Source organism: Clostridioides sp. ES-S-0001-03 (assembly GCF_020676075.1).
In the GTDB taxonomy this organism is placed as follows: Bacteria; Bacillota; Clostridia; order Peptostreptococcales; family Peptostreptococcaceae; genus Clostridioides.
The window spans coordinates 76,837-101,835 of sequence record NZ_JACVWJ010000011.1; the positions used below are offsets into that span (position 1 = coordinate 76,837).

Sequence of the window (24,999 nt, forward strand, 5' to 3'; positions counted from 1 at the left end):
TTGTTGTTTTCCCTCCTACATAGCATCATATATACTAAGCATTGGCATGAATATTGATACAACCAGTACCGCAACTATAATACCAACTGCAATTATTAAAACAGGTTCTATCATTGATGCCATTCTATTTAGATAAATTTCGGATTCATATTCATAGAATTCAGCCATCTGTCTACTTATGTTCTCTAATTCCCCTGTCTGTTCCCCTATAGCTATCATCTGCACTAAAACTGAATCAAAATACGTATATCTTTCTAAGTTTTCTGCTAGACTTTCACCTCTTGTTATTCCATCTTTTGCTGATGTTAAAATCTTTTCTGCCATAGTATTATTTACACTATCTATAATATAATCAAGCCCTTGAACTAATGGATACCCAGTTGATACAAATAGATACAATGCTCTTGAAAATCGTGTAGCCACCATACAGTTTATACCTTTTCCCAATACAGGAATCTTATTTATAACTCTATCCTTTTGAGCTCTACCCACTGGTGTTTTTAGATACTTCTTAAATTGGTAAATAGACAGTATAATAACTAAAAGTACTATTGGCCAAAATGTCTTCATAAATGTACCAAATCCCATAACAATCCTTGTTACAAGTGGAAGAGTGGCACCTACTGTTGTGATTGAATTAATCATCTTAGGTACCATAAATGCTGTAAATATAAAAATCATTATAAATGAAGAAATCAAAACTATTAATGGGTATGTAGCTGCATTTCTAAGCTTTTGCTTAACTCTATGCTCGCTGGAATAAAATGAAGCCATACTTTTTAATACTTCATCTAGTTTACCTGTAGCCTCACCTGTAGCCACCATAGCACCAAGTAACTTTGGAAACTTAGACTTTGGTGCAAGCATTGAGTCAGCAATAGTAGAACCTATTTTTATCTCTGCTACTATACGATTTATTTCTTCTCTTAATGTAACATTAGTTGACCTTCCTGCTAATGTTTCTAATCCAGAAATACTATTTATACCAGAAGATACTATAATAGCAAACTGTCTGCAAAAATGGCTTATTTGGTCAGCTCCTAAGTCTTTTTTTCTCTTTCTAGAAGATATATTTATATTTTTACTTTTACTTTCTTTGATTTCAAGAACTCTAAGATTTCTTTTTCTAAGAAGACTTTTAGCTTCATTAAAATCATTAGCTTCAATCACATCAGTTTGCTTTTTCCCATCCTCTTTTATTATTGTATACTTAAAACTTTTCATAATATCATCCCTTAATCAGTCATCAAAATTATTCTAATCATTTCTTCTACTGTTGTCTTTCCACCTAAAACCTTTTTAACTATATCCTCTTTTAGACTAATCATACCTTGTTTTTTAGCTAACTTTAAAATTTCTCTTTGATTTGCAGATGAATCTATTAGCTCTTTTATTTCTGGTGTAATTTCAAGCATTTCAAATATACCTAGACGTCCCTTATATCCAGTATTATTACATCTTTCACATCCCTGTCCTTTATAGATAGTCACTGATTCGTTTACATCAATTCCAAGAGCCTTTTTTTCTCCAGTGTCTGCTTCATATGAAATTCTACAATGTTCACATATTTTTCGTGTCAGCCTTTGAGATATTACCCCTAAAAGAGATGAAGTTATCAAAAAACTTTCCACATCCATATCTAAAAGACGTGAAATCGCTCCGACTGCTGTATTTGCATGTAATGTACTTAAAACTAAATGTCCTGTAAGAGAAGCTCTAATTGCTATTTCAGCAGTTTCTGTATCTCTTATCTCTCCAACCATTATTATATCTGGGTCTTGACGCATAAAGGCTCTAAGCCCACTGGCAAAAGTAAGTCCTGCCTTCTCATTTATTTGAGATTGATTTACACCAGGTAGTTCATACTCTATAGGGTCTTCTATCGTTAATAAATTTCTATTTTCCGTATTCAATTGATTTAGCATTGAATATAATGTAGTAGTTTTTCCACTTCCAGTAGGTCCAACTACCAATATAAGCCCATAAGGAGTATTTATTAACTCATCATATATCTTAGAGCCATGTTCATCTATTCCTAGTACTTCTTTACTTACCATAAAATTACTCTTATCAAGTACTCTCATTGCTATTTTTTCATCCCTATTAGTAGGCATTGTAGAAACCCTAAAATCTATAGGTTTATTATCTACTTTTAAATATATTCTACCATCTTGTGGAATCCGCTTTTCAGATATATTTATATCTGACATTATTTTTATACGACTTATTACCGCTTTGTATGGAGCAGAGTTCATTCTCATATATTCTCTTAACATTCCATCTATTCTAAATCTAACACGCATGTAATTTTCGCTTTGTTCTATATGTATATCACTGGCCTCCATTCTAACAGCATTTTCTAGTATATTATTTACTAGTCTTACTATTGGAGCAGCATTTACATCCTCTTCAAGGATTACTGTTTCTCTAATTCCACCAGTCTTGTTTTTGTTGTATTCAGTCATTGCTTTATTTATTTCTGAATGTGCATAAGCATGACCTATTGCTTTGTTTATATCTTCTGCACTTGATATAAATATTTCGACATCTTTACCTGACATACGTCTTACATCTTGAACTGCTTCTCTGTCTTGTGGGTCTGACATGGCTAGACATATTTTATTTCCATCAATTTTGAATGGAAATACAGCATATCTTTTGCATATATTTTCTGGAACCATCTTTGTAGCTAATGTGTCTATTTCTGTTCCTTCTAAAAATACACTTTCTATATCTAAAAGTTCTTTTAATACACTTATTAATAAGTTACTATCTATAAGACCTTCTTGTACTAGAAATTCTCCTAGTCTTTTTCCACTGTTTTTTTGCTCTGATAATGCCCATTTAAGCTGGTCTTCTGTTATGTATCCTTTTTCGACCAGTTTGTCTCCTATTCTAACTTTTTTAGCCACAGATTTCACTCCTTTACTATCTCAATTATATCATCATTTGTGATTGGACATTAAAGAAAATAGTATAAAAGACAGGAAGATTTTCTTCCTGCCTTTTTCATTAAATTTATAATTAAACTTAAATATAATCAAATAATAAATATATTATTTACTATTAATTACCACTACTACCATTATCCTCTAAATTATCTATAAGAATGATGTATATATCACCTTTATCTAAAGCACTAGTTAACTTACCAGAAAGATTTTCATCTGTATAAACCTTATCTTCCCCTATATCAGATACTAGTTTGTTCGCTTGTTCTTTTGTTATTGTTGCGCCATCTATCAATAATGCTAATTTTTTATTATTACTAACTTTAACTAAATCATAAGTTCCACCAATATCAGAATTTTCTATATCAGATTCCAAGTATGATTTTAAGTGCGTTTTTATATCTGTAGGTAATGTGTTAGTATCTGCATAATAAGACAATGCTGCACTTTTAACTGAACTATAATCAGACTCAACACTTGCTACCTTAGCTTTGTTTATATTACTAAATAAAGCTGGAACTGCCACTACTGCTAATATACCTATAATTGCAATTACTACCAATAATTCCACTAAAGTGAAACCTTTTTTATTCTTTCTTAACTTCATTTTTATTCCCCCTCAATTTTTTTAATTAATACTTAATTATAATATATCTGGTTAAAAATCTAAGTAAAATTATTTACACGTACTAACCAGATTTATTTCTAGCATATAACCATTTTTTTGAACAAAAAAAACTATGAAAATAAAAGTATCATAAATACAATTTCATAGCCGGTTGCACCACTAACTCAATATGTTCCAAGGTGCCCACATCACAGAACATACATCAACGTTTCTATTTTATTAAATCTAGAATGATATATAACTCATAATAGAGATACATATCCACTTATATTATATAATAGTTACCACATTTTAGCAATACAGTTTATATTATTTATATATACCAAACTTTAACATATTCAAACATAATTTCCGAAAGTAATTATACTATACAAAAAAAGAAACATCTCCCTACAATTATCATATATCGTAAGGAGATATTTATAAATTATCATTTAGTTTTATCATTGTCATTTCCATCCTTTGCTAATATTTATTTGAAAGCTAAAAGCTATTACAATATAGTATTTTATTAAAAACATCTATATATAAACATTCTATATTCTTGCAGTTATGATTCAGCCACAATCACTATATAAATGAAACTCTTCATCTATATATATGCTTATCGTACAAAATTACTTTCTTTACAGTAACTTTATATAATCCAGAACCCTCTCACAAACACTAAAGATATAGAATAGATACTATTTTCAATTCTTATAAATAAACTTTCAATAGATTTTTATATTTACTTTAGATTGTGGCTGAATCAATTAATTATTAGGGGTTCATCTTCAATCCTTCCCATTGGAAACACCTCTTTCTTTAATTTATATTTACATAATACTACATAATTCAAACTTTTTCAATGCTTTTTCCAAATATTTTTTATATTCGTAATATTCATAATTTTATATTTTTTATTAAATTTAGTTTTTAATTACTTATCCACATGTTTTACAAGAAACATTTACTTTTATATACACACATACAACTCCAATAAATTATACTAATACATAAATTAGATATTAAAAAAGAGTTGCTTAAAAACTTACTTTAAGCAACTCTTATAAATCTAATTAATTAAAATAATTTACTTACTGATTCATTAGAGAATATCATTCTTATAGCATCTCCAAATAAAGGAGCTACTGTTTTTATTTTTATCTTATCTATTCTTTTTTCTTCAGGAAGTTGTATAGTATCAAGAACTATTAACTCACTTATTTCTGAATTAGAAATTCTTTCAATAGCTGGTCCTGATAATACACCATGAGTACAACAAGCATAAACATCTTTTGCTCCAAACTCTTTAAGCGCATTTGCAGCATTAACGATTGTTCCAGCTGTATCTATCATATCATCTAATAGTATAACATTTTTACCTTTAACATCACCTATTAAGTTCATAACTTCACATACATTAGCTTTTGGTCTTCTCTTATCTATTATCGCTATTGGAACTTCTCCATTTAAAGTATTAGCAAACTTTCTTGATCTAGTAACACTTCCTAAATCTGGAGATACTACTACTAAATCTTCTATTTTCTTTTCATTGAAGTAATCTGCTAATATTGTTCCACCTAATAAGTGGTCTAGTGGTATATCAAAGTATCCTTGTATTTGAGCTGCATGTAAATCCATTGTTAATACTCTGTCTGCCCCAGCAGCAGTTATTAAGTTTGCAACTAATTTAGCAGTGATTGGATCTCTTGCCTTAGCTTTTCTATCTTGTCTTGCATATCCATAGTAAGGAATAACTGCTGTTATTCTTCCTGCTGATGCTCTCTTTAATGCATCAATTAAGATTAATAACTCCATTAAGTTATCATTTACTGGACTATTAGTAGATTGTACTACAAACACATCACAACCTCTTACTGTCTCATTCATGTTTACACATATTTCACCATCACTAAATGTACCTACTTCACAGTCTAGCACTGATACACCTATATAGTCAGCTATTTTTTGTGCTAACTCTTTCGATGAATTACCTGCAATAATTTTAATCTCGCTTCCGCTAGTATTCATTTATGTAACCCTCCTGAAAATTTTAAAATCCTAATGAATATAATTTATAATAATTTCGAGCTAATTTTATTAGCCAAAATAATAAACTAAATAACTACTTACCTTGATTATCTTTTTGATTCTTCTTTTCTACCCATCCTTCTTTAACAACTTGTCTTTGTCTTGCTATTGCTAAAGCTCCATCTGGGACATCATGTGTTATTGTTGAACCTGTTGCTATATATCCTTTTTCTTCTACAACTACTGGTGCAACTAAATTAGAATTTGAACCTATAAACGCATCATCTTTAACTATTGACTTAAATTTATTTTTACCATCATAGTTTACAAATACTACTCCACATCCAATATTTACATTTTTTCCAACATGCGCATCTCCTATATAAGAAAGATGAGATGCTTTTGAACCATCTTCTATAACAGCATTTTTTACCTCTACAAAATCACCTATTTTTACATTGTTTCCTAAGTTAGTTTTCGGTCTTAAATATGCATATGGTCCAACAGTAGTATTATCTCCAACTTTACTATCAAGTATCGTTGAATTTTTTATTTCTGTACCATTTCCTATTTCTGAGTTTGTTATAGATGAGTTCATTCCAATTATACAATCTGAACCTATCTTTGTTTTTCCTTGTAACATAACCCCTGGATATATTATAGTATCATTACCTATCTCAACATCAGATTCTATGTAGGTAGAGTTAGTGTTTATTATAGTCACTCCATTTACCATATGAGATTCATTTATTCTTCTTCTCATAATTTCTTCTGCCTTTGATAATTCCACTCTTGAGTTAACACCCATAAGTTCTTCAATAGTTGAACCTGCAAATGCACCAACTTTTAAGCCCTTGTCTCTCATTATTTTAGCAGTATCAGTTAAATAATATTCACCTTGTGCATTGTTATTATTTAACAAATCTAATGCTTCTCTAAGACTCTTTCCATTAAAACAGTATATCCCAGAATTTATCTCACTTATCATTTTTTCTTCTGAATTTGCATCTTTTTGTTCCACTATTTTAAGAAGGTCACCCTTCTTATCTCTTATTATTCTACCATAACCTGTTGGATTTCCAACTTTTGTTGTAAGAACTGTGGCATGATATTTATTTTCTATATGGAAATCAAATAATTTCTTTAATGTTTCTTCCTTTATAAGTGGAGTATCTCCACAAAGTACAACTATTATATCGTCATCATTTATATATTCTTTAGCCATTTTTACAGCATGTCCTGTTCCAAGCTGTTCTGTTTGCATAGCTATCATAGTTTCTTCTGCAAGTTTTTCTTTTACTACATCCGCTTCATGCCCCAAAATTACAACAGTATCCTTTACACCTGATTTTTTTGAAACATCTATAATATGGTTGACCATTTCTTTTCCGCATACTTTATGTATAACTTTTGGGTATTTAGACTTCATTCTTGTTCCTTTGCCAGCGGCAAGGATTATAGCTTTAAAGTTCATTGATACACTCCATTCAATCTAATTTAATTTTATTCGTATTATTATCTCAATCAATATACATTATAATACATTTATTTAACAATTTGTATACAACATATACATTATCACTAATAATATAGCACTTTTTTACTAAAAAGTACATATTTTAATGCAAATTCTACATTTAAAAAGAGCCTAAATGTTCGGGCTCTCTCCATTTTATATTTATTGTTATTCAGCAGCTACTTCCCATTGAACTAATGCTTCATGATACGCTTGTAAAACTGCATCTTCTAAAACTTGTCTCATTTCTGCATTTATTGGATGAGCTATGTCTCTGAAATTTCCTTCGCCTACTTTTCTGCTAGGCATTGCTATAAATAACCCATTGTGGCCTTCTATAACTTTTATATCATGCACTACAAACAAATTATCAAAAGTTATTGAAACTATACATTTCATCTTGCCTTCTTCTGTTAATTTTCTTACTCTTACGTCAGTTATCTTCATACCAATATATCCCCCTTTGATTTTGACAGAAATTAATTTATATTAAAATTATTATTGTTGGAATAAATTAATATAAACTGTTTTTTAAGTAATTCTATGGACAACTAGGGATATCCTCTTTTTATTTTTACATATTTTTCTAAATATTTTTTTTATTAATCTTCATCTATTTCAAATTCAAATTCTGAATCATTTTCTTCATCTAATTCTTCATTTCTATATTCATCTTTAAAAGTTTTTAAATTTGGTTCAACTACTATTTTATCTCCAGTAACATCTAACTGAATTAGTGATATATAATCTTTTACCATTTTTTCTGAAGGATTTGTTGTAGATATAAATACTCCAGTACCTATAACCTCTGCTCCAAATTCATTCATAAGGTCTACCATTCCTTTTATAGTACCTCCACCCCTCATGAAATCATCTATAATTATAACTTTACTATCTGGTTTAAGAGCCCTTCTTGGTAAACTCATACTCTCAACCTTCGAATTATTTCCACTTACATATGTCATACTAAGGGTAGGACCTTCTGATACTTTTATGTCTTTCCTTATTATAACTAAAGGCAAATTCATAGCCTTTGCAGTCATAAGTGCCATAGGTATACCTTTTGTTTCCATTGTTACAACATAATCTGCATCTACATATTCAATGTTTGAAGCAAATATTTTTCCTATCTTAGCAGCTATTGTAGGGTCATAAATTAAATCAATTAAGTATAAAAAACCACCAGATAGTATTCTAGATGTGTCACATATTTTCTCACATAATTCCATTAAAAACTCTGCATTTTCTGCTATAGAAGTTTTAGGTATATATTTTACTCCTCCTGCTGCACCTGAGATAGTTATAACTTTCCCTAAATGTAGTTTTTCAAATACATTTTTTACAACTAATAAATCTTCACTTATTGTGGATTTTGCTGCATTAAATTGATTTGTAAAATAACTTAATGTATATATTTTATTTGGATTATCAGATAGTATTTTAACTATTGCTCCAATTCTCTCTGTTCTTTTAAATTTCATTACTATTTCCTCCTACAAATACCTTTATATAACGTTAAACTAAATAATGCATAACAATTCGTATTGTGGTATAATATTACTTATGTTTTATTATATTCAAAAATAAAATACATATAATATTATATGCATATTAATTATAAAATATTGAACATTATATTATTATACCACAAAAATAGTTCATATTGTAGGACTTAATTAAAAAGAAAGGTGGTTTTATTATGAATATACACTTTATAGGAATTGGCGGTATCAGCATGAGTGCATTAGCCGAAATATGTATCAATAAGGGTTATCAGGTTTCAGGTTCGGATTCAAACGAATCATATCTATTAGACAAACTTAGGGATCAAGGGGCAAACATCTATATCGGTCAAAAAAAAGAAAATATATCAGATGATGTAAATATGGTTGTTTATACTGCAGCAGTTCACCCAGATAATGAAGAACTTATAGCTGCTCGAGAAAAGAATAAATTAATAATGAACAGAGCTACTTTTTTAGGCCAGATTATGAGAGAATATAAAAACTCTATAGCAGTTTCTGGTACACATGGAAAGACTTCTACAACATCTATGTTGTCTACAATTTTTGAATATGCAGACTTAGACCCAACTATACTAGTTGGTGGTAACTTAAGCATGATAGGTGGTAATGTTAAGATAGGTAATTCTAACCATTTTATAACTGAGGCATGTGAATATGTAGATAGTTTCCTTAATTTTAATCCTAAGATATCTATAGTTTTAAATGTTGAGGAAGACCATCTTGATTATTTCTCAGGTATAGACGAAATCAAAGCTTCTTTTAATAAATTTGGTAAACTTTTACCTCCAGATGGATATTTCATAATAAATGGTGATGATGAAAATGTAGATGACATATTATATGATGTCAAAGCTACTATTATAAAATATGGTAGAGATTCTGACAATGATGCTGTAATAAAAGACATACATTTTGATAATAGTGGTCATGGGATATTTAAAATAGAGTATCAAGGAAAAGATTTGGGAGAATTTGAGCTTTCTGTATATGGTCTTCATAATATATACAATGCTTCTTCTGCTATAATGGCAGCTCTTGTTTCTGGTATTGATTTAGAGACTATAAGAAAAAATTTAAAAATATATAAAGGTGTAGGAAGACGATTTGAATCTAAAGGATACTACAAAAATGCCTTAGTAATAGATGATTATGCACATCATCCAACTGAATTAAAGGCTACTTTAGCTGCTGCTAAAAAGTTAAAAAAATCAACTTTATGGTGCATCTTCCAGCCACATACTTACACTAGAACAAAATCTCTTTTAGGAGAATTTTCAGAAGCTTTCTATGCTGCTGATAAAGTTATCATAACAGACATATATGCTGCAAGAGAAGATGATCCAGGAGATATACACTCTAAAGATTTAGTTGAAAAATTATATCAAAACAACGTAGATGCTATCTACATAAAAGAATTTGAAGATATAGTAAAATATTTACGTGAAAATGTTAATGATAATGATTTAGTAATAACTGCTGGTGCTGGTCCAATATATAAGGTTGCAGACTTACTAGTTGAAAAATAGTATGTAACTAAAAATAACATATAAAAATTAATGTAGGCTATCAAATGATATAATCGCTTGATAGCCTTCTTAATATTTTATTTCTTTCCAATCTCAAATATTTCATTTTTAAGATAATCAAATAAACTTGTATGAACCTCGTAGTAAGAGACAGTTTTTTTAGAAGTAACTTTTACATAATCCTTGCCCATTGTATCTACTTTCACAGCAAAATTTTCACCTTTTATATTTATACTGAAATTATAATCACTTCTTTCCTTGCTTTTTTCTGGCTGAACCTTTCCTACAACTCTTTTTGAAATCATCTTATGTGCTAAATCATCAAACTTCCATTTATGAACCTTCTTAGTTTCTTTTCCATAAGTTATAGTGACCTCTTTCCAGTCTTTATAGTGACTCAAAAGGTCAAATGAAGTATATATACTCTCATCTAAAAGTTTCTTAAAAGAATTTTTGGAATCAATTGGAACTTTATAATATTCCTCTTTATTTACAGTATAGACTCTAAAAAAATTAAGGTCTGTAGAAAATTTAATTCCATCATCAGAATACCCTTCATAAATTGCTTCATAAGAAGTAGTATTTCTTACCTTCTTAAATTCTGAGAAAAAGAACTTTATCTCGTTCCACATATCTTCTTCGATTTTTATGTTTTCTACATTTTTATCTGATACATAAATTTTCTTTTTCTCTTTTATTTGAGTCATTAAAGACCTATTATCTTCTGTCTCTGTTTCTACTTTCTTTGGAACCTCACTCTTATCCTTCTCCATGTTTAGACCTATTTTAAAGGATATAAAGTATATTATAAAGAAAACAACTACTCCTATTAATATTGCAGCTTTTTTCTTTAGTTTTCTTTTCTTAATCATTTAACCACCCCTAGAGTTTATAGTCATAAAACAATTATATAACTTTTTACACTTTTTTTTAAGCTATAATTATTTTATACACTTATTTCCTTGGCAATTAGTGCATGGTTCAACATGAACTGTTATCCCTTTTACAAATTCCATATGTTTTATTATATGTTTTTCCAACTTAGTAGCAATATCGTGCCCCTGTTTTACTGTGAGATTTTCATCAACACATATAGTCAAGTCCACATATGCCATAGCTCCATGCTTTCTAGTCTTTATATCTCCTAGATTTTTAACACCTTCTGTATCTGCTACAATAAACTTTAATTCTCTTCTTTCTTCTTCATCAACTGAAACATCCATCAATTCATTTACAGAACTTCTAAGTATATCGATTCCTACCTTAGCCACAAATACTGCCACTACAACTGACGCAATTGGGTCTAATGGTTTAAATCCTAAAATAGAACCTCCTATACCTATAAATGCAGCCACTGAAGATAGAGCATCTGACCTATGATGCCAAGCATCTGCTTTTAAAGCTGGTGAATTTATCTTTTTAGCAACTTTGATTGTTATTCTATATTGATACTCTTTTATCAAAATTGAGATGACTGACACTATTAACGGAAGTATTGATGGAACACTCAATGCATCTAAGTTAAATAATGATTTAATAGCCCCTATACCTATTGTTATAGAAACAAATATAAGTAATATTGATAATACGAATGATACCAATGTCTCTGCCTTTTCGTGACCATAATTATGTTCCTTATCTCCTGGTCTAGAAGATACATAATTACCTATCAGTACACCTATAGAACTTATAATATCTGAGGCTGAATGTAATCCATCTGCAATCATAGCACTCGAATTACCAATAATACCAGCTATCACCTTAATTATTGTTAAGACTATATTCCAAATTATTGATTGTATTGTTATTTTATTTGCTTCCTCATACCTTGTTTCCATTGTTATTCCTCCTAACAAACCAAATCTAAATATTATTAAAAACATATACTTAAACATAAATTAAATTTATTATTATATTCAAATGTATATCTTTTACTTTCAATAGAGATTATCAATCTTCTATAAAATGAAAAATCACCTAGCTTGAGCTAGGCGATATATATATTATACACTATTATTTAAATTTATGCTTCTTTTATTATCTCTATTACCATTTTGGCAGAATCATATAAATCCTTTATAGCTATATGTTCATCTAATGTATGCGCATTTTTCATACCTATTCCTAGAGTTATAGCTTCAATACCATTTTTACTTAATATATTAGTATCGCTACCTCCTCCTGTAGATTCAGTATGACCTTCTATTCCTAAATTTGAAAATGCTTTTTTTGCAAGTTGTATTATTTCTGAATCTTCATTAACATCTATTGGAGTATATGCTCTATTTACATCTATTTCAATTTTAGCTCCAAAATCCTTAGCAGCTTTTTCAAAAGTTTCTACCATATGTTTAGTTTGAACATCTAATTTATCTTCTTTTAGACTTCTAGCTTCTGCAACTATGTTAACTTCTCCTGTTACTATATTTGTAGCTGTTCCACCATTTATAATTCCTATGTTAGCAGTTGTTTCTTCATCTATTCTAAGTAAATTCATATTATCTATTGCTCTAGCAGCTACCATTATAGCACTTATACCAGCTTCAGGCTCAAGACCTGCATGAGCTGTCTTTCCTAATATCTTAACATTTATTACATCTTGTGCAGGAGCTTTTACTATTATCTCTCCTGGAGAACCACCACTATCTAATACAAAGGCATATTTAGAATCTATTTTTGCATAGTCTAAATTTTTAGCTCCAACTAATCCACATTCTTCACATATAGAGAATACAACTTGAATATCAGTATGTTCTATATTATTTTCTTTTACTTGTCTTAATCCCTCTAATATAGCTGCTATACCTGCTTTATCATCAGATCCTAATATTGTAGTCCCATCACTTTTTATTATTCCATTTACTTCATCCACTATAGGTTTTACCCCTATTCCTGGAGTTACTGTATCCATATGTGAACTAAATAATATTTTCTTTCCTTCTTTATTTCCTTTTAAAGTAGCTATTATATTGCCTGTTTCTCCATTTGCTTTTTCACCAGCATTATCTACTACAACTGAACAACCTATTTCTTCTAACTTTTCAACTAATACTTTGGCTACGTTCCCCTCTTTTAAAGATAAACTGTCTATCTGTATTAATTCAAGGAACTCATTTAAAATTCTTTGCTCGTTTATCATAATCTTCCTCCATAATATAATAGGTATTTCAACATATATTGTAGTGTAATATTTAAATATTATCAATAGTTTTTAAACTTTTATATCATTTTAGTTAAGTTTCTTTACTAAAATGAAAGTTAAAGTTAAATTCTTTCATTCTTATTGTTTTATCTAACTATACTTCTCTGTCTAGAATCTATAAAGCATAACCAGTAGCCTAAACTATTGGTTCTGTGGTCACAAGCTTGATATCTCAAAAATCCTGTACTTCCATTATCTGGTTGTTCATTTCTATTACCTGGAATAGCATAAATATAATGCTTTCTCTTATTATATTCATCATATTGTACTCCGAATAAGTAATGTCTATATTTATATGAATGTAAAACTGCATCACTATACATTGTATAATTCAATACATTTAAATATCCTAAATAAGGCATTGAATATCCACACAATGTTGTAGGGTTTACCTCTATTTTCCACCATCTTGTATTGTCTATATAATCTGCTGTAAAAGGCTTAACTTCTCTAAATAGCTTTAACCCTTTCTTTATTTGTCTAGGCATAAGTAATGTTCCAGCTTGCTTATTCCCACTATCTATTTGATTTATTCCATTGGCTCTTTTTACTTTTTCAACATTATTTTGTTCTTTTTGAGTTTTCTTTGACTTAGTAGTTTTTTGAGAAGCAACTACCTTTTCTTCATGTCTTATTTCAAAATCTTCTTCATCCTCATCATATTCATCTTCATATTCTATATCGTCATAGAATTCATTTTCTTTAGCCTTGTTATAATTTTCTATTTCCTTATAGTTATTAAATTCTTCAATTTCATCATCACTAGAATCTTCTACATCTGCTCTTATCTTTAATTCTCCCTCTTCAGTTTCATCATCTTCCCAATAATCTTCATATTCATCTTCATCATATTCTTCGTCACTATCACTGTTTTCTTCATTATCAGCATCTTCTTCTAAGTACTCTTCTTCTCTTTCAACCTCTATATCTTCTTCTAAATACTCTTCTTCACTTTCAGCTAATTCTTCATCTTCTACATCTTGGAATAATATGTCCTCATAATTTTCAATCTTATTTCCCTTAAACCCAACTAGAGGAATATTTCTTTCATACAATAAGGCAATTCCTTTTATTTCTTCATCATAATCCTCTAAATCTAAAACAAATTCACCTCTTCCTTGTTCATTTAAAATTATATTTCCTAAGTCTATTAATCCATGGTCACCTTTTATTGCTACTGCTTTATACCCATCTTTAACATATTTTAGATTTTCTACATATAATGCAATGATTGATTTTTCATCATTTACTTCGACTTTTGCAAAAGCTTTTGGCAGTACTCGTTCTTTGTATCTAAAGTTTATGTCTTTAGCTTCTAGTATTATATAGTCTCTTTTAAACTTTCTTTTAGAACCCACTGCAATCCCCCCTTAACACAGTTTCTCTAAACAATATATGTTAATAAAATAAAAAAAAGTACCTCCTATTTAGAAGATACTTTTGTATTTACTATATTTGAAAGAACTGCAAACTCTTCTATACTAAGAGTTTCACCACGTCTTTTTTCATCTATATTAGCTTCTTTTAATATTTCTCTTATTTCGTCCTTATTAAGAAAACCAAGGCCTCCCAATGAATTAAGTAAAGTCTTCCTTCTTTGTCCAAAAGATGCTTTTACTGTCTTGAAAAATAGTTCTTCATTATGAACATCATATTTCTTTTCAGCTCTGACATGTAAACCTATAACCGTTGAATCTACATTGGGTTGTGGTATAAACATATGTCTTGGAGCCTTTGCTACAATTTCTGTTTCACAATAGTACTGAACAGCTATGGACAATGCTCCATAATCCTTTGTACTTGGAACAGCATTCATTCTATCTGCAACTTCTTTTTGAACCATAACTACTATATCCGTTACAGGTATATCCTCTTCTAAAAATTTCATAACTATTGGTGTAGTTATATAATATGGAAGATTTGCTACAAGCTTAACTGGTCCACCATTTAATTTATCTTTTATTAGTTCTTGTATATCTACTTTTAATATATCTTGGTTTATAACTTCTATATTCTCTAAATCTGATAAGGTATCTTTCAATATAGGAATTAAGTTTCTATCAATTTCTATAGCTACCACTTTCTCTGCTACCTTACCCATTTCACGAGTAAGTGTACCTATCCCAGGACCTACTTCTATTATGTTATCTCCTTCTGTAACTCTAGCTCCATCCAATATTTTATCTATTATATTACTATCTATTAAAAAATTCTGACCTAAAGACTTTGAAAATTTAAAATTATGTTTTTGTACTACTTCTTTCGTTGCACTGTGTGAAGATAGTCTATCCATCGTTTACTCCTTTTTAACTTATTTTAAGATTTTATCCTATTAATTATACTTATTTACATGTGTTTAAAGCAAAATATTTATTAAAGATAATTTATTTTAAATTACTCCATAATTTTATATTTATTTTTTATATATTTTTTTCATATCATACATGCTTACATTTAAATTTGTTTTAATGCACTTATAAATTCTTCTCTTTCAACACCATAATTATTTAATCTATTTAAAAATTGCTTTGCATTTCCATAACCAATCCCAAGTATTTTACCAAGTGCATCTCTCCTAGATGATGCATCTTCATTTCCTATAAGACCATTTCTAATCAAATCAACTTGTTTAAATTCATCTCTTTTCTCTGTACTTTCAGTTCTAACTTTATTTAAAGCTGCTATTATACTTTTAGGAGTAGCATTTTCTATACCTATATCTCCATCCTTTTTAGCTTCTTCTCTTGGTAAAAACGCATGTTTACATCCTGGAACTTCTGATGCTATTTTTTTTCTTATTTTTTCACCTGCAAAATCTGGGTCTGTAAATATTATAACTCCTCGTCTTTCATTAGCTGATTTTATACGCTCCATTACTCCTTTTGGAAATCCAAATCCACCTGTGGTTATAAGTTCTGCATCTATTGCTCTCTTAACAGCTGTAACATCATCTCTTCCCTCTACTACTATTATCTCTTTTATCATATAAATTCACCTTTTATTTGTTTTTAGTTTTTGTTTACATCTCTTTATTTTAAGGTTTTTATTTAATTTAATCAAGGCACTAACCTATTTATTTTTATTTAGAAATCTATAGTTTAAGAAAAATTTATTCCTACTAGATAAATATATTCACTATTATATTCTATTGAATCACCTATAAGCAACAATAAGTCCCATGTAGCATTACCTGTATTAATATTATATCATCCATACAATTTTCTTTTTTAATATTAATGATTTATAGAAAAAGATGTAGAACTCAGGACAAATATACATTAAAAGAGCCTAGATATAAATTTTATATTCTAGGCTCTTTTTTATTGGATTTTATTAATGAATTTAACTTTCCTTTTCTGTCTTTCCATCATATTTTGATATCCATTTATTTAATATAGTTTCTCTATTTTTTGCTGCTGATTTTAAATCATTATCTATCATTTGTTCTAATGGCTTTTTAGGGAATCCTTCTGGGATTGGATTTCCTGTATCAACTGTAGTAACTGCATAGTTCTTAGAATACTCATTCATTGCATCTTTACTTATTGCCCAATCTAAAAATACCTTAGAAGCTTCTTTTATATTATCTTTTTTTACAAGAGCATTTGCTTCTATATCCCATCCAGAACCTTCTTTTGGAAACACTACTTCTACTGGATAACCTTCTTCTTTTAATTTTATGCCTCTGTATCCAAAAGATATCCCTATAGGATACTCTCCTGAAGCTGCTGATGTAGCTGGAGCTGAACCTGATTGAGTATATACACCAATATTTTCATGTAACTTATCCATATACTGCCATGCTTTTTCTTCTCCCATAATTTGTATAAGCGCTGATACCGTTAAATATCCTGTACCAGAAGAAGATGGATTAGGCATAGATATAAGACCTTTATATTCTGGCTTTATCAAATCTTCATAAGAACTAGGAATTGGTATATTTTTATCTTTTAATTCTTTAGTATTTACTGTTATACCTGTCATCCAAGCATCTATTCCAACCCATGAAGGTACTTCTTTATCATCTTTAAATGCAGGGTCTATCTTATCAGACCCTTCTGGAGCGTATGGTTCTAACATTCCTTGGTCATCTGCAACTAGCAAGCTTGTGGCAGCAATCCCCCATACAATATCTGCTTGAGGATTATCTTTTTCTGCTAATAGTCTTGCTGTTATATCTCCTGTTGATGCTCTAACAACATTTAATTTAATATCTGGGTATTTTTCTTTAAATGTAGCTAAATATGGGTCTATACTGTCTTCTTCGATTGCTGTGTAAACTGTTAAATCACCTTTTGTTTTACTATCAGACTTTGAGTCTCCACCTGATGAGGCAGTGCTACATCCTGTTATTACACTCAATAAAAGTGTTGATAATACTCCTAAAGAAACTAGCTTCTTAAATTTCATCTTTACCTCCCCTATGCAACATCTTTTTGTTGCCATTTTTGTGTATTATTTTTTAATTTTTTTGTTACGAATTCATAGCAAAGTCTTACTATTATATTTGTTAAAAGCACTAATACTGCCATAGCTGCTGATGGTCCTATATATCCTATCTCATCTAACTTCAATATGGATATTGATGCAGTCTGAGTCTGAGGAGTATATAAAAATATTAATGCTGAAACAGTAACCATTGAATTTACAAAATAATATACTACTATCTCAAGTATTGATGTTATAGACATTGGTACTGTGATGTTGAAAAACACTTTATAAAAGGGAATATTTATAGATTTTGCAACTAACTCATACTCTCTATCCAACATTTTTAGTGACGAATTTGAAGTTATAAAGCAAACAGAGTAAAAATGTACTATATTTACTATGACAAGTATAGCTGTACCACCATATAGGAAATTTAGTGGATTACTTGCTGAGTTAAAAAAAGTTATATATGATATTCCTAGCACTAGACCTGGTAATGCCATTGGTATCATAGATAAAAAGTAAGCTGTTTGTCTTAATCGTGGAAACTTATCTACTTTTTCTATCATGTATGCACTAAAAAACACAAATATAGTTCCAAATATAGCTGTTAATGTTGATATTTTTAAACTGCTTAAATAGGTTTTTAATCCGCTTCCTAAAATACCTTTAAATGTATAATGTTCCATTGTAAAACTTAGGTTATATGGCCATAATTTTATGACTGAACCTATAACTGAAACAAATATCAAAATGAAGATTAATAAAGTTATAAAACTACATGCTATTAAAAATACTCTATCTCTAAATTTGTTTTCTTTAATTTTATAAGGCATAGATTTTGCTGTTATAGTCATTCCTTGTTTTTTACTTGCCACCTTGTCTAATGTAAAAGCTATTAGTACAGGAATCAACATTACCATAGAAACAGTTGCTCCCATTGGTATGTTAAACTGCCCCACTACTTGCTTATATATATCTGTAGCTAACACATTATAGTTTCCTCCGACTACTTTTGCTGCTCCAAAGTCTGTAAATGCAAGTATAAAGGATACAAAGAAGGAGCTTACTAGTGAGTACTTTATGCCTGGAATTGTAATTTTAAAAAACTTTTTAAAATCACTAGCCCCTAAGCTATCTGCTGCTTCATAAAGTCTATAATCTGCCATTGAAAGAGCAACGGATAGTATTAAAAAAGCTTGTGGAAATGTAAACAGTATTTGAGAGACAATTATTCCTAATGGTCCATATAATGGTATCTCAAATCCCATTGTTGTAAATATTCCTTTATTTCCAAACAGGTATATAAGTGAAATACCATATAACATAGTTGGTGCAAAAAGGGGAAACATTCCCATAGTTTTAAAAAAATTCTTAAATTTTATATTTGTTCTTGTTATTGCATATGAATAGATAAATGCTAAACATAGTGATATTAAAGATGAAACTGTAGATACAAAAATTGAATTTTTAAATGATGCTATAAGACTTGGATTTTCAGCATATTTACTAAAATTTGAAATACCTATGAAGTTTCCACTTGTATCTAAAAATGCATTTTTTAATAATGATACTAAAGGAAACAATATAAATACTATTAGTATAATTAGCGAAAAAATTAAAAAACATTTTTGTATTGTACTATCACTTATCCTTCTTTTGTTTTTTGTTGTTATCATTTATTCACCCCTAGCTATTAAGCACATCCCTCTGATTTATATTCTACAATTCCTTCTTTGGGAATTTTAAAATTTATTTTAGACCCTATACATAGTTTCATTTGTTCTGCAACTTTTGAAACTATATCTAATTTTATTTTCTTAGAACAATACTCAACTGTAATTCTATAGTTAAATCCTCTAAATTCAATATCTAAAATCTCTCCAACTTTGATATCATTGTCTTTAGAATATCTATTAAATTCTACTTTTATATCTTCTGGTCTGATAGCTATCTTATTAATACCATCATCTATAAAGTTTATTGTTCCTATAAAATCAGCTACAAAAGGGGTCTCTGGATTTTTATATACTTCTTTTGGAGTCCCAACCTGTATTATTTCTCCACTATTCATAACAACCATTTTATCCGCCAAGCAAAGTGCCTCTTCTTGGTCGTGAGTTACCATTATAGTAGTAATACCCAGTTTTCTATGTAAGCTTCTAATCTGTTCCCTAAGTTTCAATCTTACTTTTGCATCCAATGCAGATAATGGTTCATCAAGAAGTAAAAAATCTGGCTCTAGAGCAATTGCACGAGCTAGTGCGACTCTCTGTTGTTGCCCTCCTGATAATTGAGAGGAATACTTTTTCTCATATCCACTTAATTCTACTACCTCTAAAACTTCATTAACTTTCTTATCAATATTAGATTTATTTATATTTTTATTTTCTAAGCCAAAAGCTATGTTTTTGTAAACAGTCATATTTGGAAATAGTGCATATGACTGAAAAACTATACCAAAATTTCTACTTTCAGGTGGTGAGTTTGTCATATCTTTATCATTTATTATTATTTTTCCATCATGTTTGTCTTCAAGCCCTGCAATTATCCTAAGCAAAGTACTTTTCCCACATCCACTTGGTCCCAATAAACAAATAAACTCTCCTTTTTCAATATCAATAGATATGTCTTTTAGCACTTTAGCTTGTCCATAACTTTTACTTACATCTTTAACTTGTAAAAAAGACATTTATAAAACCCCTCCTAAGGCTAACCTAAACTTAAATAAATCTTCTCTATTTAAGCTTTTACTTCCTAGGTCACACTCATGCTGAGAGTAAAGCCCATGATAATCTGAGCCTCCTGTAACAACTAAGTTGTATTTCTTAGCATAAGAAAGTGACTCTTTTTCTAAGTCTTTATTGTGAGATGGATGATACACTTCTATCCCATCTAATCCAACATTCACCATATCTTCAATAGCATTAAAATTGTCCATTTGCCCAGGATGAGCTAGTACGCAAATTCCACCAGAACTTTTTATAGCTCTTATTGCATCTTTATAATCTACATATTTTAAAGATACATACGCCTTACCATTTCCTCTATGAAACAACTCTTTATATAAACTTGAATATATTTTATCTGTGTATCCTTTATCTATAAGTGCTTTCATTATATGTTGTTTAAATATTCCAGTCTTTGATGAATATTTCTTTACATCTTCTAGAGATATTTTATATCCTAAATCTATAATTTTATTTACCATCTTAACAGATGCTTTATGTCTATCACAAACCATTGGATTACATAAATTTTTTATTTCTTGACTATTTAAATCTATGTTATATCCCAAGATATGAACTCTTTTTCTGTTTTTATAATCGTATGCTGATATTTCTATACCTGGTATTATAGTTATTCCATAATTTTCTCCCAATATGATAGCTTCATCTAATCCAGACAATGTATCATGATTTGTTATTGCTAAAACACTTATATTATTTTCTGATGCTCTCTTAATTATTTCTTCTGTAGTGAAGTTATTATCTGATATGCTTGTATGACAATGTAAATCTGTTAACAATCTTTATACCTCCCTTTTATAAACTGTTTTTCCATTTACAATAGTATTTACAACTCTTGGATACTCACTATCAATATCCAATAAAACTAAATCCGCTTTTTTATTTTCTTTTATGCTACCTCTTTCACCATATATACCAACTGCTTTAGCTGGATTTGAAGTAAATAGGTTAACTGCTTTATTTAGATTGTTAGTTTCTTGTGCAACTATGCACATGGACTTTATCATTGCTGATGGAAGATAGTCTGAACAAACAATATCACAACAGTCTTCCAATATAGCATCCATTGCCTTTAAGTTGTTATTATGAGATTGCCCTCTTACAATATTTGGGGCACCTAAACAAGTTAAAACACCCAGTTTCTTTGAATATTTTGCAACTTCAAGAGTTATAGGAAATTCAGATACATTAACTCCTATATTTTTTATAAAATCCATTTTTTCTAACGTATCATCATCATGTGATGCAACATTTATATTTTTAGTTTTTGCCACTCCTATAACACTGGCTATTTTATTCCAATCTAAATTATCATGTAAATCTACTAAGTCATCTAACCATGTATCTACATAATTTTCTGTTACTCCCCATACCTTAGTAGCATACTCTCTATAGAACTTTGGATTTGTATACTGACCTTGTCCTGGAGAATGGTCCATTATAGATAAATAGTCTATTTTATCTTCTTCTAACAACTCTGACACCTTCTCTAAACCTTCATGGTATAACACTTCATACCTTAAGTGAACTTTATGATTTATATTCTTACTATTTATATTTTTGTACGAATCGATATTTTCAATCATTTCCAAAGAATTATCAATACTTCTAACTCCTACTCCATCACCCAAAGATATAGAATGATAAACTGTTGTTATTCCATTTGCAGGTAGTTTTTTATCTAGTTCATAAAATGCCATATTAAATGGTAATAATGTACTTGGTCTTGGCTCTATTTCCTTTTCAATAGCATCACTATGAATATCTATGATACCAGGTATAACATATAAGTTTTTTGCATCTATTATTTCATCTATCTCGTTGAAATCTATTAAATAATCAATCTTATCATTTGAGACTTTCTTTATTGTATCTCCTTCTATAATTAAATGGCCATTTTCTAATATTTTATCTTCCAATACAATATTTGCATTATGAATTAATTTTACCATCTAAGCTACCCCACTTTCACTTATAGTGCCTTTTGTCATAGTAAATGTTTTATCTATAACAGTCTCCATAAATTCTATATCATGAAATATCCCTATCATTGTAGTTCCTTGATTTTTAAGTTCCAACATTTTTTCTTTTACGTATATTTTAGATTGATTATCAAGTGATGCAGTTGGTTCATCAAGTAACAAAAGCCTAGGTTTTTTGACCATAGCTTGTGCTAGATTTAATCTTAATTTTTCTCCGCCAGAAAAATTATTCGGATAAGCATCCCACAAGTTTTCCTTTATTTCAAACTGAGTTAGTATATCTTTTGCCATATCATATGCACAATCTTTTTCAAATCCACTCTCAATTAAAGAATGTACTACTAGCTCAATAGCCGTTATTCGTGGAAATGTTTTTAAAAACTGTGATACATATCCTATTTCCTTTTTTCTAAGATTTATCATTTCTCTGTCACCAATTGTAGATAAATCTATCTTTCCATATATTTCTGAGTTAAATATTATTTCTCCAGTCGTTGGGATATATGTTTTATAAATACTTTTTAATATAGTAGACTTTCCCGCTCCAGATTTTCCTATTATTCCTAAAAATTCACCTTTGGAAATTGTAAAATTTATTTCACTACACGCTTTTATAGTTTTATTTAATGCATGTAATTCAAAATCTTTGCTAAAATTATTTACTTCAAGTATAATTTCTTCCATTTTATTTAAAACCCCCATTTTACTTATTTACAAATATTATTTATAGTAGTGAATTTATAAGTTGCTGAGTATATGGATGCTGTGGGTCTTCCATTATTTGGTCTGTTAAACCAGATTCGATTACACTTCCATTTTTCATAACAATTGTCCTATCAGCAAGCATTTTTATAACATCAAAGTCATGAGATACTACTATCATAGAGATTTTAAGCTCTCTTTGTATTTCCCTTATTAAATCTAATACCTCAGCTTGTACAGAAACATCCAGTCCTGTTGTAACTTCGTCTAATAAAAGTATTGGAGGATTATTAGAAAGTGCTTTTGCTATTTGAACTCTTTGTTGCATTCCCCCACTAAAATATTTCGGTTTGTGGTCTATTCTTTCTACAGGTATATTAGTCTTTACTAGAAGCTCTTTAGCCCTATCTCTTATTTTCTCAACATTATATATATTAGCCATTAATAATTTCTCTGCTATATTACCACCACTACTAAAATTCAAATTTAAACCAAGATGGGGATTTTGATATACAATACCCATAAAATGATTCTTTATGTACCTCTTTTTTTGGTCTGAGAGTTCTAATATATTTGTACAATTGTCATAATTTGATATGTACACTTCTCCACTATTTGCATTCTCTTGAAAAAACAAAATCTTTAACAATGTACTTTTTCCTGAACCAGATTCTCCAACAATACCAAGAACTTCTCCTTCATAAAGTTCAAGATTTACATTATTACATGCAACTATAGAACCACAATATTTACATATATTATTACTTTCATATCCTGTACTCTCAAAACACTTTTCACATCCATCTCCATAAATAAGATTAATATTTTTTCCTATTAACACTTGTTTATCTATATTTTCTATTTTTTTGTCTTCGCCTAGTTTTGCACTACTCATTCCAAGCACCTCCAATTGCCACATCTACGCCATCATTTCTTAACCTAACTTTTTCACAATAACTTGTATCAGAACAGCTATAGTACTTTTCATTAGTATCACCATCATATACTTCATCTAGAAATGTATTTGAACTTTTACATAAACTACAATGTTTTCCTTCAAACTTTTCCTCTTCAAATTTATAGTCATCAAATTCTAAAGGTTCTACCTTTGTGTATGGAGGTATAGCGTATATTCTCTTTTCTCTACCTGCACCAAATAAAAATAAGTTATCTGACATGTTTAATTTCTTTATATCAAATCTTGGTATTGGCGATGGATTCATTAAATATCTATCATTTACTTTACATGGATACTCTGCTGCTATTGATATATCATCAAATTTAACTATATCTTCATACAGATATACCCACATCCTACTATAATCTTCTTCTGAATGCATTCTTCTTGTCTCTACTTCACTAGGCTCTACTATTCTAAGTGTCTCTGGTATTGGCACTTGAAATATCAGTATTTGATTAGACATTAATTTTTCTTCTGGTATTCTATGTCTTGTTTGAATCAATGTAGATTTTAATGTATCTTTTGTAGTTTCTACATTACTTACACTTGAAATAAAATTTCTTATATTACAAGCATTTGTAGAATCATCACTTCCTTGGTCAATCACTTTTACTACATCACTTTCACCAAGCAATGATAGGGTTAGTTGTAGTCCTCCAGTCCCCCATCCCTTAGCAATAGGTAATTCTCTTGAACCAAAAGGTACTTGATAACCAGGTATTGAAACTGCTTTTAGTATTTTTCTTCGGATTTCTTTTTTTGTATTTTCATCTAAAAAACCATAATTATATATCACTTAATTTCCCTC

At 29.4% G+C, this 24,999-nt stretch carries 22 protein-coding genes and 1 riboswitch; of the genes, 1 reads left to right on the forward strand and 21 read right to left on the reverse strand.

Annotated elements, in window-relative coordinates:
* Positions 1–15 precede the first annotated feature (15 nt).
* The 7 genes from IC174_RS17975 to purR all read right to left on the reverse strand — a co-directional run bounded on the left by IC174_RS17975 (position 16) and on the right by purR (position 8,592).
* Positions 16–1,224, reverse strand: coding sequence for a type II secretion system F family protein (locus IC174_RS17975; protein ID WP_227436325.1), 1,209 nt, complete (start codon positions 1,222–1,224; stop codon positions 16–18).
* Positions 1,225–1,235: 11 nt separating this feature from the next.
* Positions 1,236–2,912, reverse strand: coding sequence for a GspE/PulE family protein (locus IC174_RS17980; protein ID WP_227436326.1), 1,677 nt, complete (start codon positions 2,910–2,912; stop codon positions 1,236–1,238).
* Between the two features lie 154 nt (positions 2,913–3,066).
* Positions 3,067–3,558: a prepilin-type N-terminal cleavage/methylation domain-containing protein gene (locus tag IC174_RS17985; RefSeq protein ID WP_227483602.1), complete on the reverse strand. Its 492-nt coding sequence runs from the start codon at positions 3,556–3,558 to the stop codon at positions 3,067–3,069.
* 157 nt (positions 3,559–3,715) lie between these two features.
* A riboswitch (cyclic di-GMP riboswitch) is annotated at positions 3,716–3,801 on the reverse strand.
* A gap of 843 nt (positions 3,802–4,644) precedes the next feature.
* Positions 4,645–5,595, reverse strand: coding sequence for a ribose-phosphate diphosphokinase (locus IC174_RS17990; protein ID WP_054271950.1), 951 nt, complete (start codon positions 5,593–5,595; stop codon positions 4,645–4,647).
* A 94-nt stretch (positions 5,596–5,689) separates the two neighbouring features.
* Positions 5,690–7,069: a bifunctional UDP-N-acetylglucosamine diphosphorylase/glucosamine-1-phosphate N-acetyltransferase GlmU gene (glmU, locus tag IC174_RS17995; protein WP_227436330.1), complete on the reverse strand. Its 1,380-nt coding sequence runs from the start codon at positions 7,067–7,069 to the stop codon at positions 5,690–5,692.
* A gap of 210 nt (positions 7,070–7,279) precedes the next feature.
* On the reverse strand, positions 7,280–7,558 hold the full coding sequence (spoVG, locus tag IC174_RS18000) for a septation regulator SpoVG (RefSeq protein WP_003421453.1): 279 nt from the start codon (positions 7,556–7,558) through the stop codon (positions 7,280–7,282).
* A 155-nt stretch (positions 7,559–7,713) separates the two neighbouring features.
* Complete coding sequence (gene purR / locus IC174_RS18005) at positions 7,714–8,592, reverse strand: pur operon repressor (protein ID WP_227436331.1); 879 nt, start codon at positions 8,590–8,592, stop codon at positions 7,714–7,716.
* Between the two features lie 218 nt (positions 8,593–8,810).
* On the opposite strand from purR, the gene murC reads away from it, so the two are divergent.
* Entirely contained in the window at positions 8,811–10,163 is a 1,353-nt protein-coding gene (gene murC / locus IC174_RS18010) for a UDP-N-acetylmuramate--L-alanine ligase (protein ID WP_227436333.1), read from the forward strand.
* A 77-nt stretch (positions 10,164–10,240) separates the two neighbouring features.
* Here the strand turns inward: murC and IC174_RS18015 are convergent, their stop codons facing one another.
* The 14 genes from IC174_RS18015 to IC174_RS18080 all read right to left on the reverse strand — a co-directional run bounded on the left by IC174_RS18015 (position 10,241) and on the right by IC174_RS18080 (position 24,987).
* The gene (locus IC174_RS18015; RefSeq protein WP_227483603.1) at positions 10,241–11,035 is read right to left on the reverse strand and encodes a hypothetical protein; all 795 of its coding nucleotides are present in this window, start codon (positions 11,033–11,035) and stop codon (positions 10,241–10,243) included.
* A gap of 69 nt (positions 11,036–11,104) precedes the next feature.
* On the reverse strand, positions 11,105–12,001 hold the full coding sequence (locus IC174_RS18020) for a cation diffusion facilitator family transporter (RefSeq protein ID WP_227436337.1): 897 nt from the start codon (positions 11,999–12,001) through the stop codon (positions 11,105–11,107).
* A 185-nt stretch (positions 12,002–12,186) separates the two neighbouring features.
* Positions 12,187–13,302, reverse strand: coding sequence for a M20/M25/M40 family metallo-hydrolase (locus IC174_RS18025; RefSeq protein ID WP_227436340.1), 1,116 nt, complete (start codon positions 13,300–13,302; stop codon positions 12,187–12,189).
* 149 nt (positions 13,303–13,451) lie between these two features.
* Positions 13,452–14,723 (reverse strand): hypothetical protein, encoded by a 1,272-nt coding sequence (locus IC174_RS18030; RefSeq protein ID WP_227483604.1) that lies wholly within the window; start codon positions 14,721–14,723, stop codon positions 13,452–13,454.
* Between the two features lie 65 nt (positions 14,724–14,788).
* Positions 14,789–15,658, reverse strand: a complete 870-nt coding sequence (gene rsmA / locus IC174_RS18035; protein WP_227483605.1) for a 16S rRNA (adenine(1518)-N(6)/adenine(1519)-N(6))-dimethyltransferase RsmA — start codon at positions 15,656–15,658, stop codon at positions 14,789–14,791.
* A 161-nt stretch (positions 15,659–15,819) separates the two neighbouring features.
* The gene (rnmV, locus tag IC174_RS18040; RefSeq protein ID WP_227436345.1) at positions 15,820–16,350 is read right to left on the reverse strand and encodes a ribonuclease M5; all 531 of its coding nucleotides are present in this window, start codon (positions 16,348–16,350) and stop codon (positions 15,820–15,822) included.
* Positions 16,351–16,707: 357 nt separating this feature from the next.
* The gene (locus IC174_RS18045; protein WP_227483606.1) at positions 16,708–17,775 is read right to left on the reverse strand and encodes a putative 2-aminoethylphosphonate ABC transporter substrate-binding protein; all 1,068 of its coding nucleotides are present in this window, start codon (positions 17,773–17,775) and stop codon (positions 16,708–16,710) included.
* A gap of 11 nt (positions 17,776–17,786) precedes the next feature.
* On the reverse strand, positions 17,787–19,475 hold the full coding sequence (locus IC174_RS18050; RefSeq protein ID WP_227436349.1) for a putative 2-aminoethylphosphonate ABC transporter permease subunit: 1,689 nt from the start codon (positions 19,473–19,475) through the stop codon (positions 17,787–17,789).
* A 17-nt stretch (positions 19,476–19,492) separates the two neighbouring features.
* Positions 19,493–20,488: an ATP-binding cassette domain-containing protein gene (locus IC174_RS18055; protein WP_227483607.1), complete on the reverse strand. Its 996-nt coding sequence runs from the start codon at positions 20,486–20,488 to the stop codon at positions 19,493–19,495.
* Positions 20,489–21,325, reverse strand: a complete 837-nt coding sequence (locus IC174_RS18060) for a PHP domain-containing protein (protein WP_227436354.1) — start codon at positions 21,323–21,325, stop codon at positions 20,489–20,491.
* 3 nt (positions 21,326–21,328) lie between these two features.
* Positions 21,329–22,498 (reverse strand): alpha-D-ribose 1-methylphosphonate 5-triphosphate diphosphatase, encoded by a 1,170-nt coding sequence (locus IC174_RS18065; protein ID WP_227483608.1) that lies wholly within the window; start codon positions 22,496–22,498, stop codon positions 21,329–21,331.
* Positions 22,499–23,212: an ATP-binding cassette domain-containing protein gene (locus tag IC174_RS18070; RefSeq protein WP_227483609.1), complete on the reverse strand. Its 714-nt coding sequence runs from the start codon at positions 23,210–23,212 to the stop codon at positions 22,499–22,501.
* Positions 23,213–23,252: 40 nt separating this feature from the next.
* Positions 23,253–24,125 carry an ATP-binding cassette domain-containing protein gene (locus tag IC174_RS18075; RefSeq protein WP_227483610.1) on the reverse strand — a complete coding sequence of 291 codons (873 nt, stop codon included), beginning with the start codon at positions 24,123–24,125 and terminating at the stop codon, positions 23,253–23,255.
* Positions 24,118–24,987 (reverse strand): alpha-D-ribose 1-methylphosphonate 5-phosphate C-P-lyase PhnJ, encoded by an 870-nt coding sequence (locus IC174_RS18080; protein ID WP_227436361.1) that lies wholly within the window; start codon positions 24,985–24,987, stop codon positions 24,118–24,120. The genes IC174_RS18075 and IC174_RS18080 overlap by 8 nt, the downstream gene beginning before the upstream one ends.
* Between the last annotated feature and the right edge of the window lie 12 nt (positions 24,988–24,999).

Coding starts and splice junctions, on each gene's coding strand:
- IC174_RS17975 (WP_227436325.1), bottom strand. CDS start 1,224: ATGAAAAGTTTTAAGTATACAATAATAAAAGAGGATGGGAAAAAGCAA.
- IC174_RS17985 (WP_227483602.1), bottom strand. CDS start 3,558: ATGAAGTTAAGAAAGAATAAAAAAGGTTTCACTTTAGTGGAATTATTG.
- IC174_RS17990 (WP_054271950.1), bottom strand. CDS start 5,595: ATGAATACTAGCGGAAGCGAGATTAAAATTATTGCAGGTAATTCATCG.
- glmU (WP_227436330.1), bottom strand. CDS start 7,069: ATGAACTTTAAAGCTATAATCCTTGCCGCTGGCAAAGGAACAAGAATG.
- spoVG (WP_003421453.1), bottom strand. CDS start 7,558: ATGAAGATAACTGACGTAAGAGTAAGAAAATTAACAGAAGAAGGCAAG.
- purR (WP_227436331.1), bottom strand. CDS start 8,592: ATGAAATTTAAAAGAACAGAGAGAATTGGAGCAATAGTTAAAATACTA.
- murC (WP_227436333.1), top strand. CDS start 8,811: ATGAATATACACTTTATAGGAATTGGCGGTATCAGCATGAGTGCATTA.
- IC174_RS18015 (WP_227483603.1), bottom strand. CDS start 11,035: ATGATTAAGAAAAGAAAACTAAAGAAAAAAGCTGCAATATTAATAGGA.
- IC174_RS18020 (WP_227436337.1), bottom strand. CDS start 12,001: ATGGAAACAAGGTATGAGGAAGCAAATAAAATAACAATACAATCAATA.
- IC174_RS18025 (WP_227436340.1), bottom strand. CDS start 13,302: ATGATAAACGAGCAAAGAATTTTAAATGAGTTCCTTGAATTAATACAG.
- rsmA (WP_227483605.1), bottom strand. CDS start 15,658: ATGGATAGACTATCTTCACACAGTGCAACGAAAGAAGTAGTACAAAAA.
- rnmV (WP_227436345.1), bottom strand. CDS start 16,350: ATGATAAAAGAGATAATAGTAGTAGAGGGAAGAGATGATGTTACAGCT.
- IC174_RS18045 (WP_227483606.1), bottom strand. CDS start 17,775: ATGAAATTTAAGAAGCTAGTTTCTTTAGGAGTATTATCAACACTTTTA.
- IC174_RS18050 (WP_227436349.1), bottom strand. CDS start 19,475: ATGATAACAACAAAAAACAAAAGAAGGATAAGTGATAGTACAATACAA.
- IC174_RS18055 (WP_227483607.1), bottom strand. CDS start 20,488: ATGTCTTTTTTACAAGTTAAAGATGTAAGTAAAAGTTATGGACAAGCT.
- IC174_RS18065 (WP_227483608.1), bottom strand. CDS start 22,498: ATGGTAAAATTAATTCATAATGCAAATATTGTATTGGAAGATAAAATA.
- IC174_RS18070 (WP_227483609.1), bottom strand. CDS start 23,212: ATGGAAGAAATTATACTTGAAGTAAATAATTTTAGCAAAGATTTTGAA.
- IC174_RS18075 (WP_227483610.1), bottom strand. CDS start 24,125: ATGAGTAGTGCAAAACTAGGCGAAGACAAAAAAATAGAAAATATAGAT.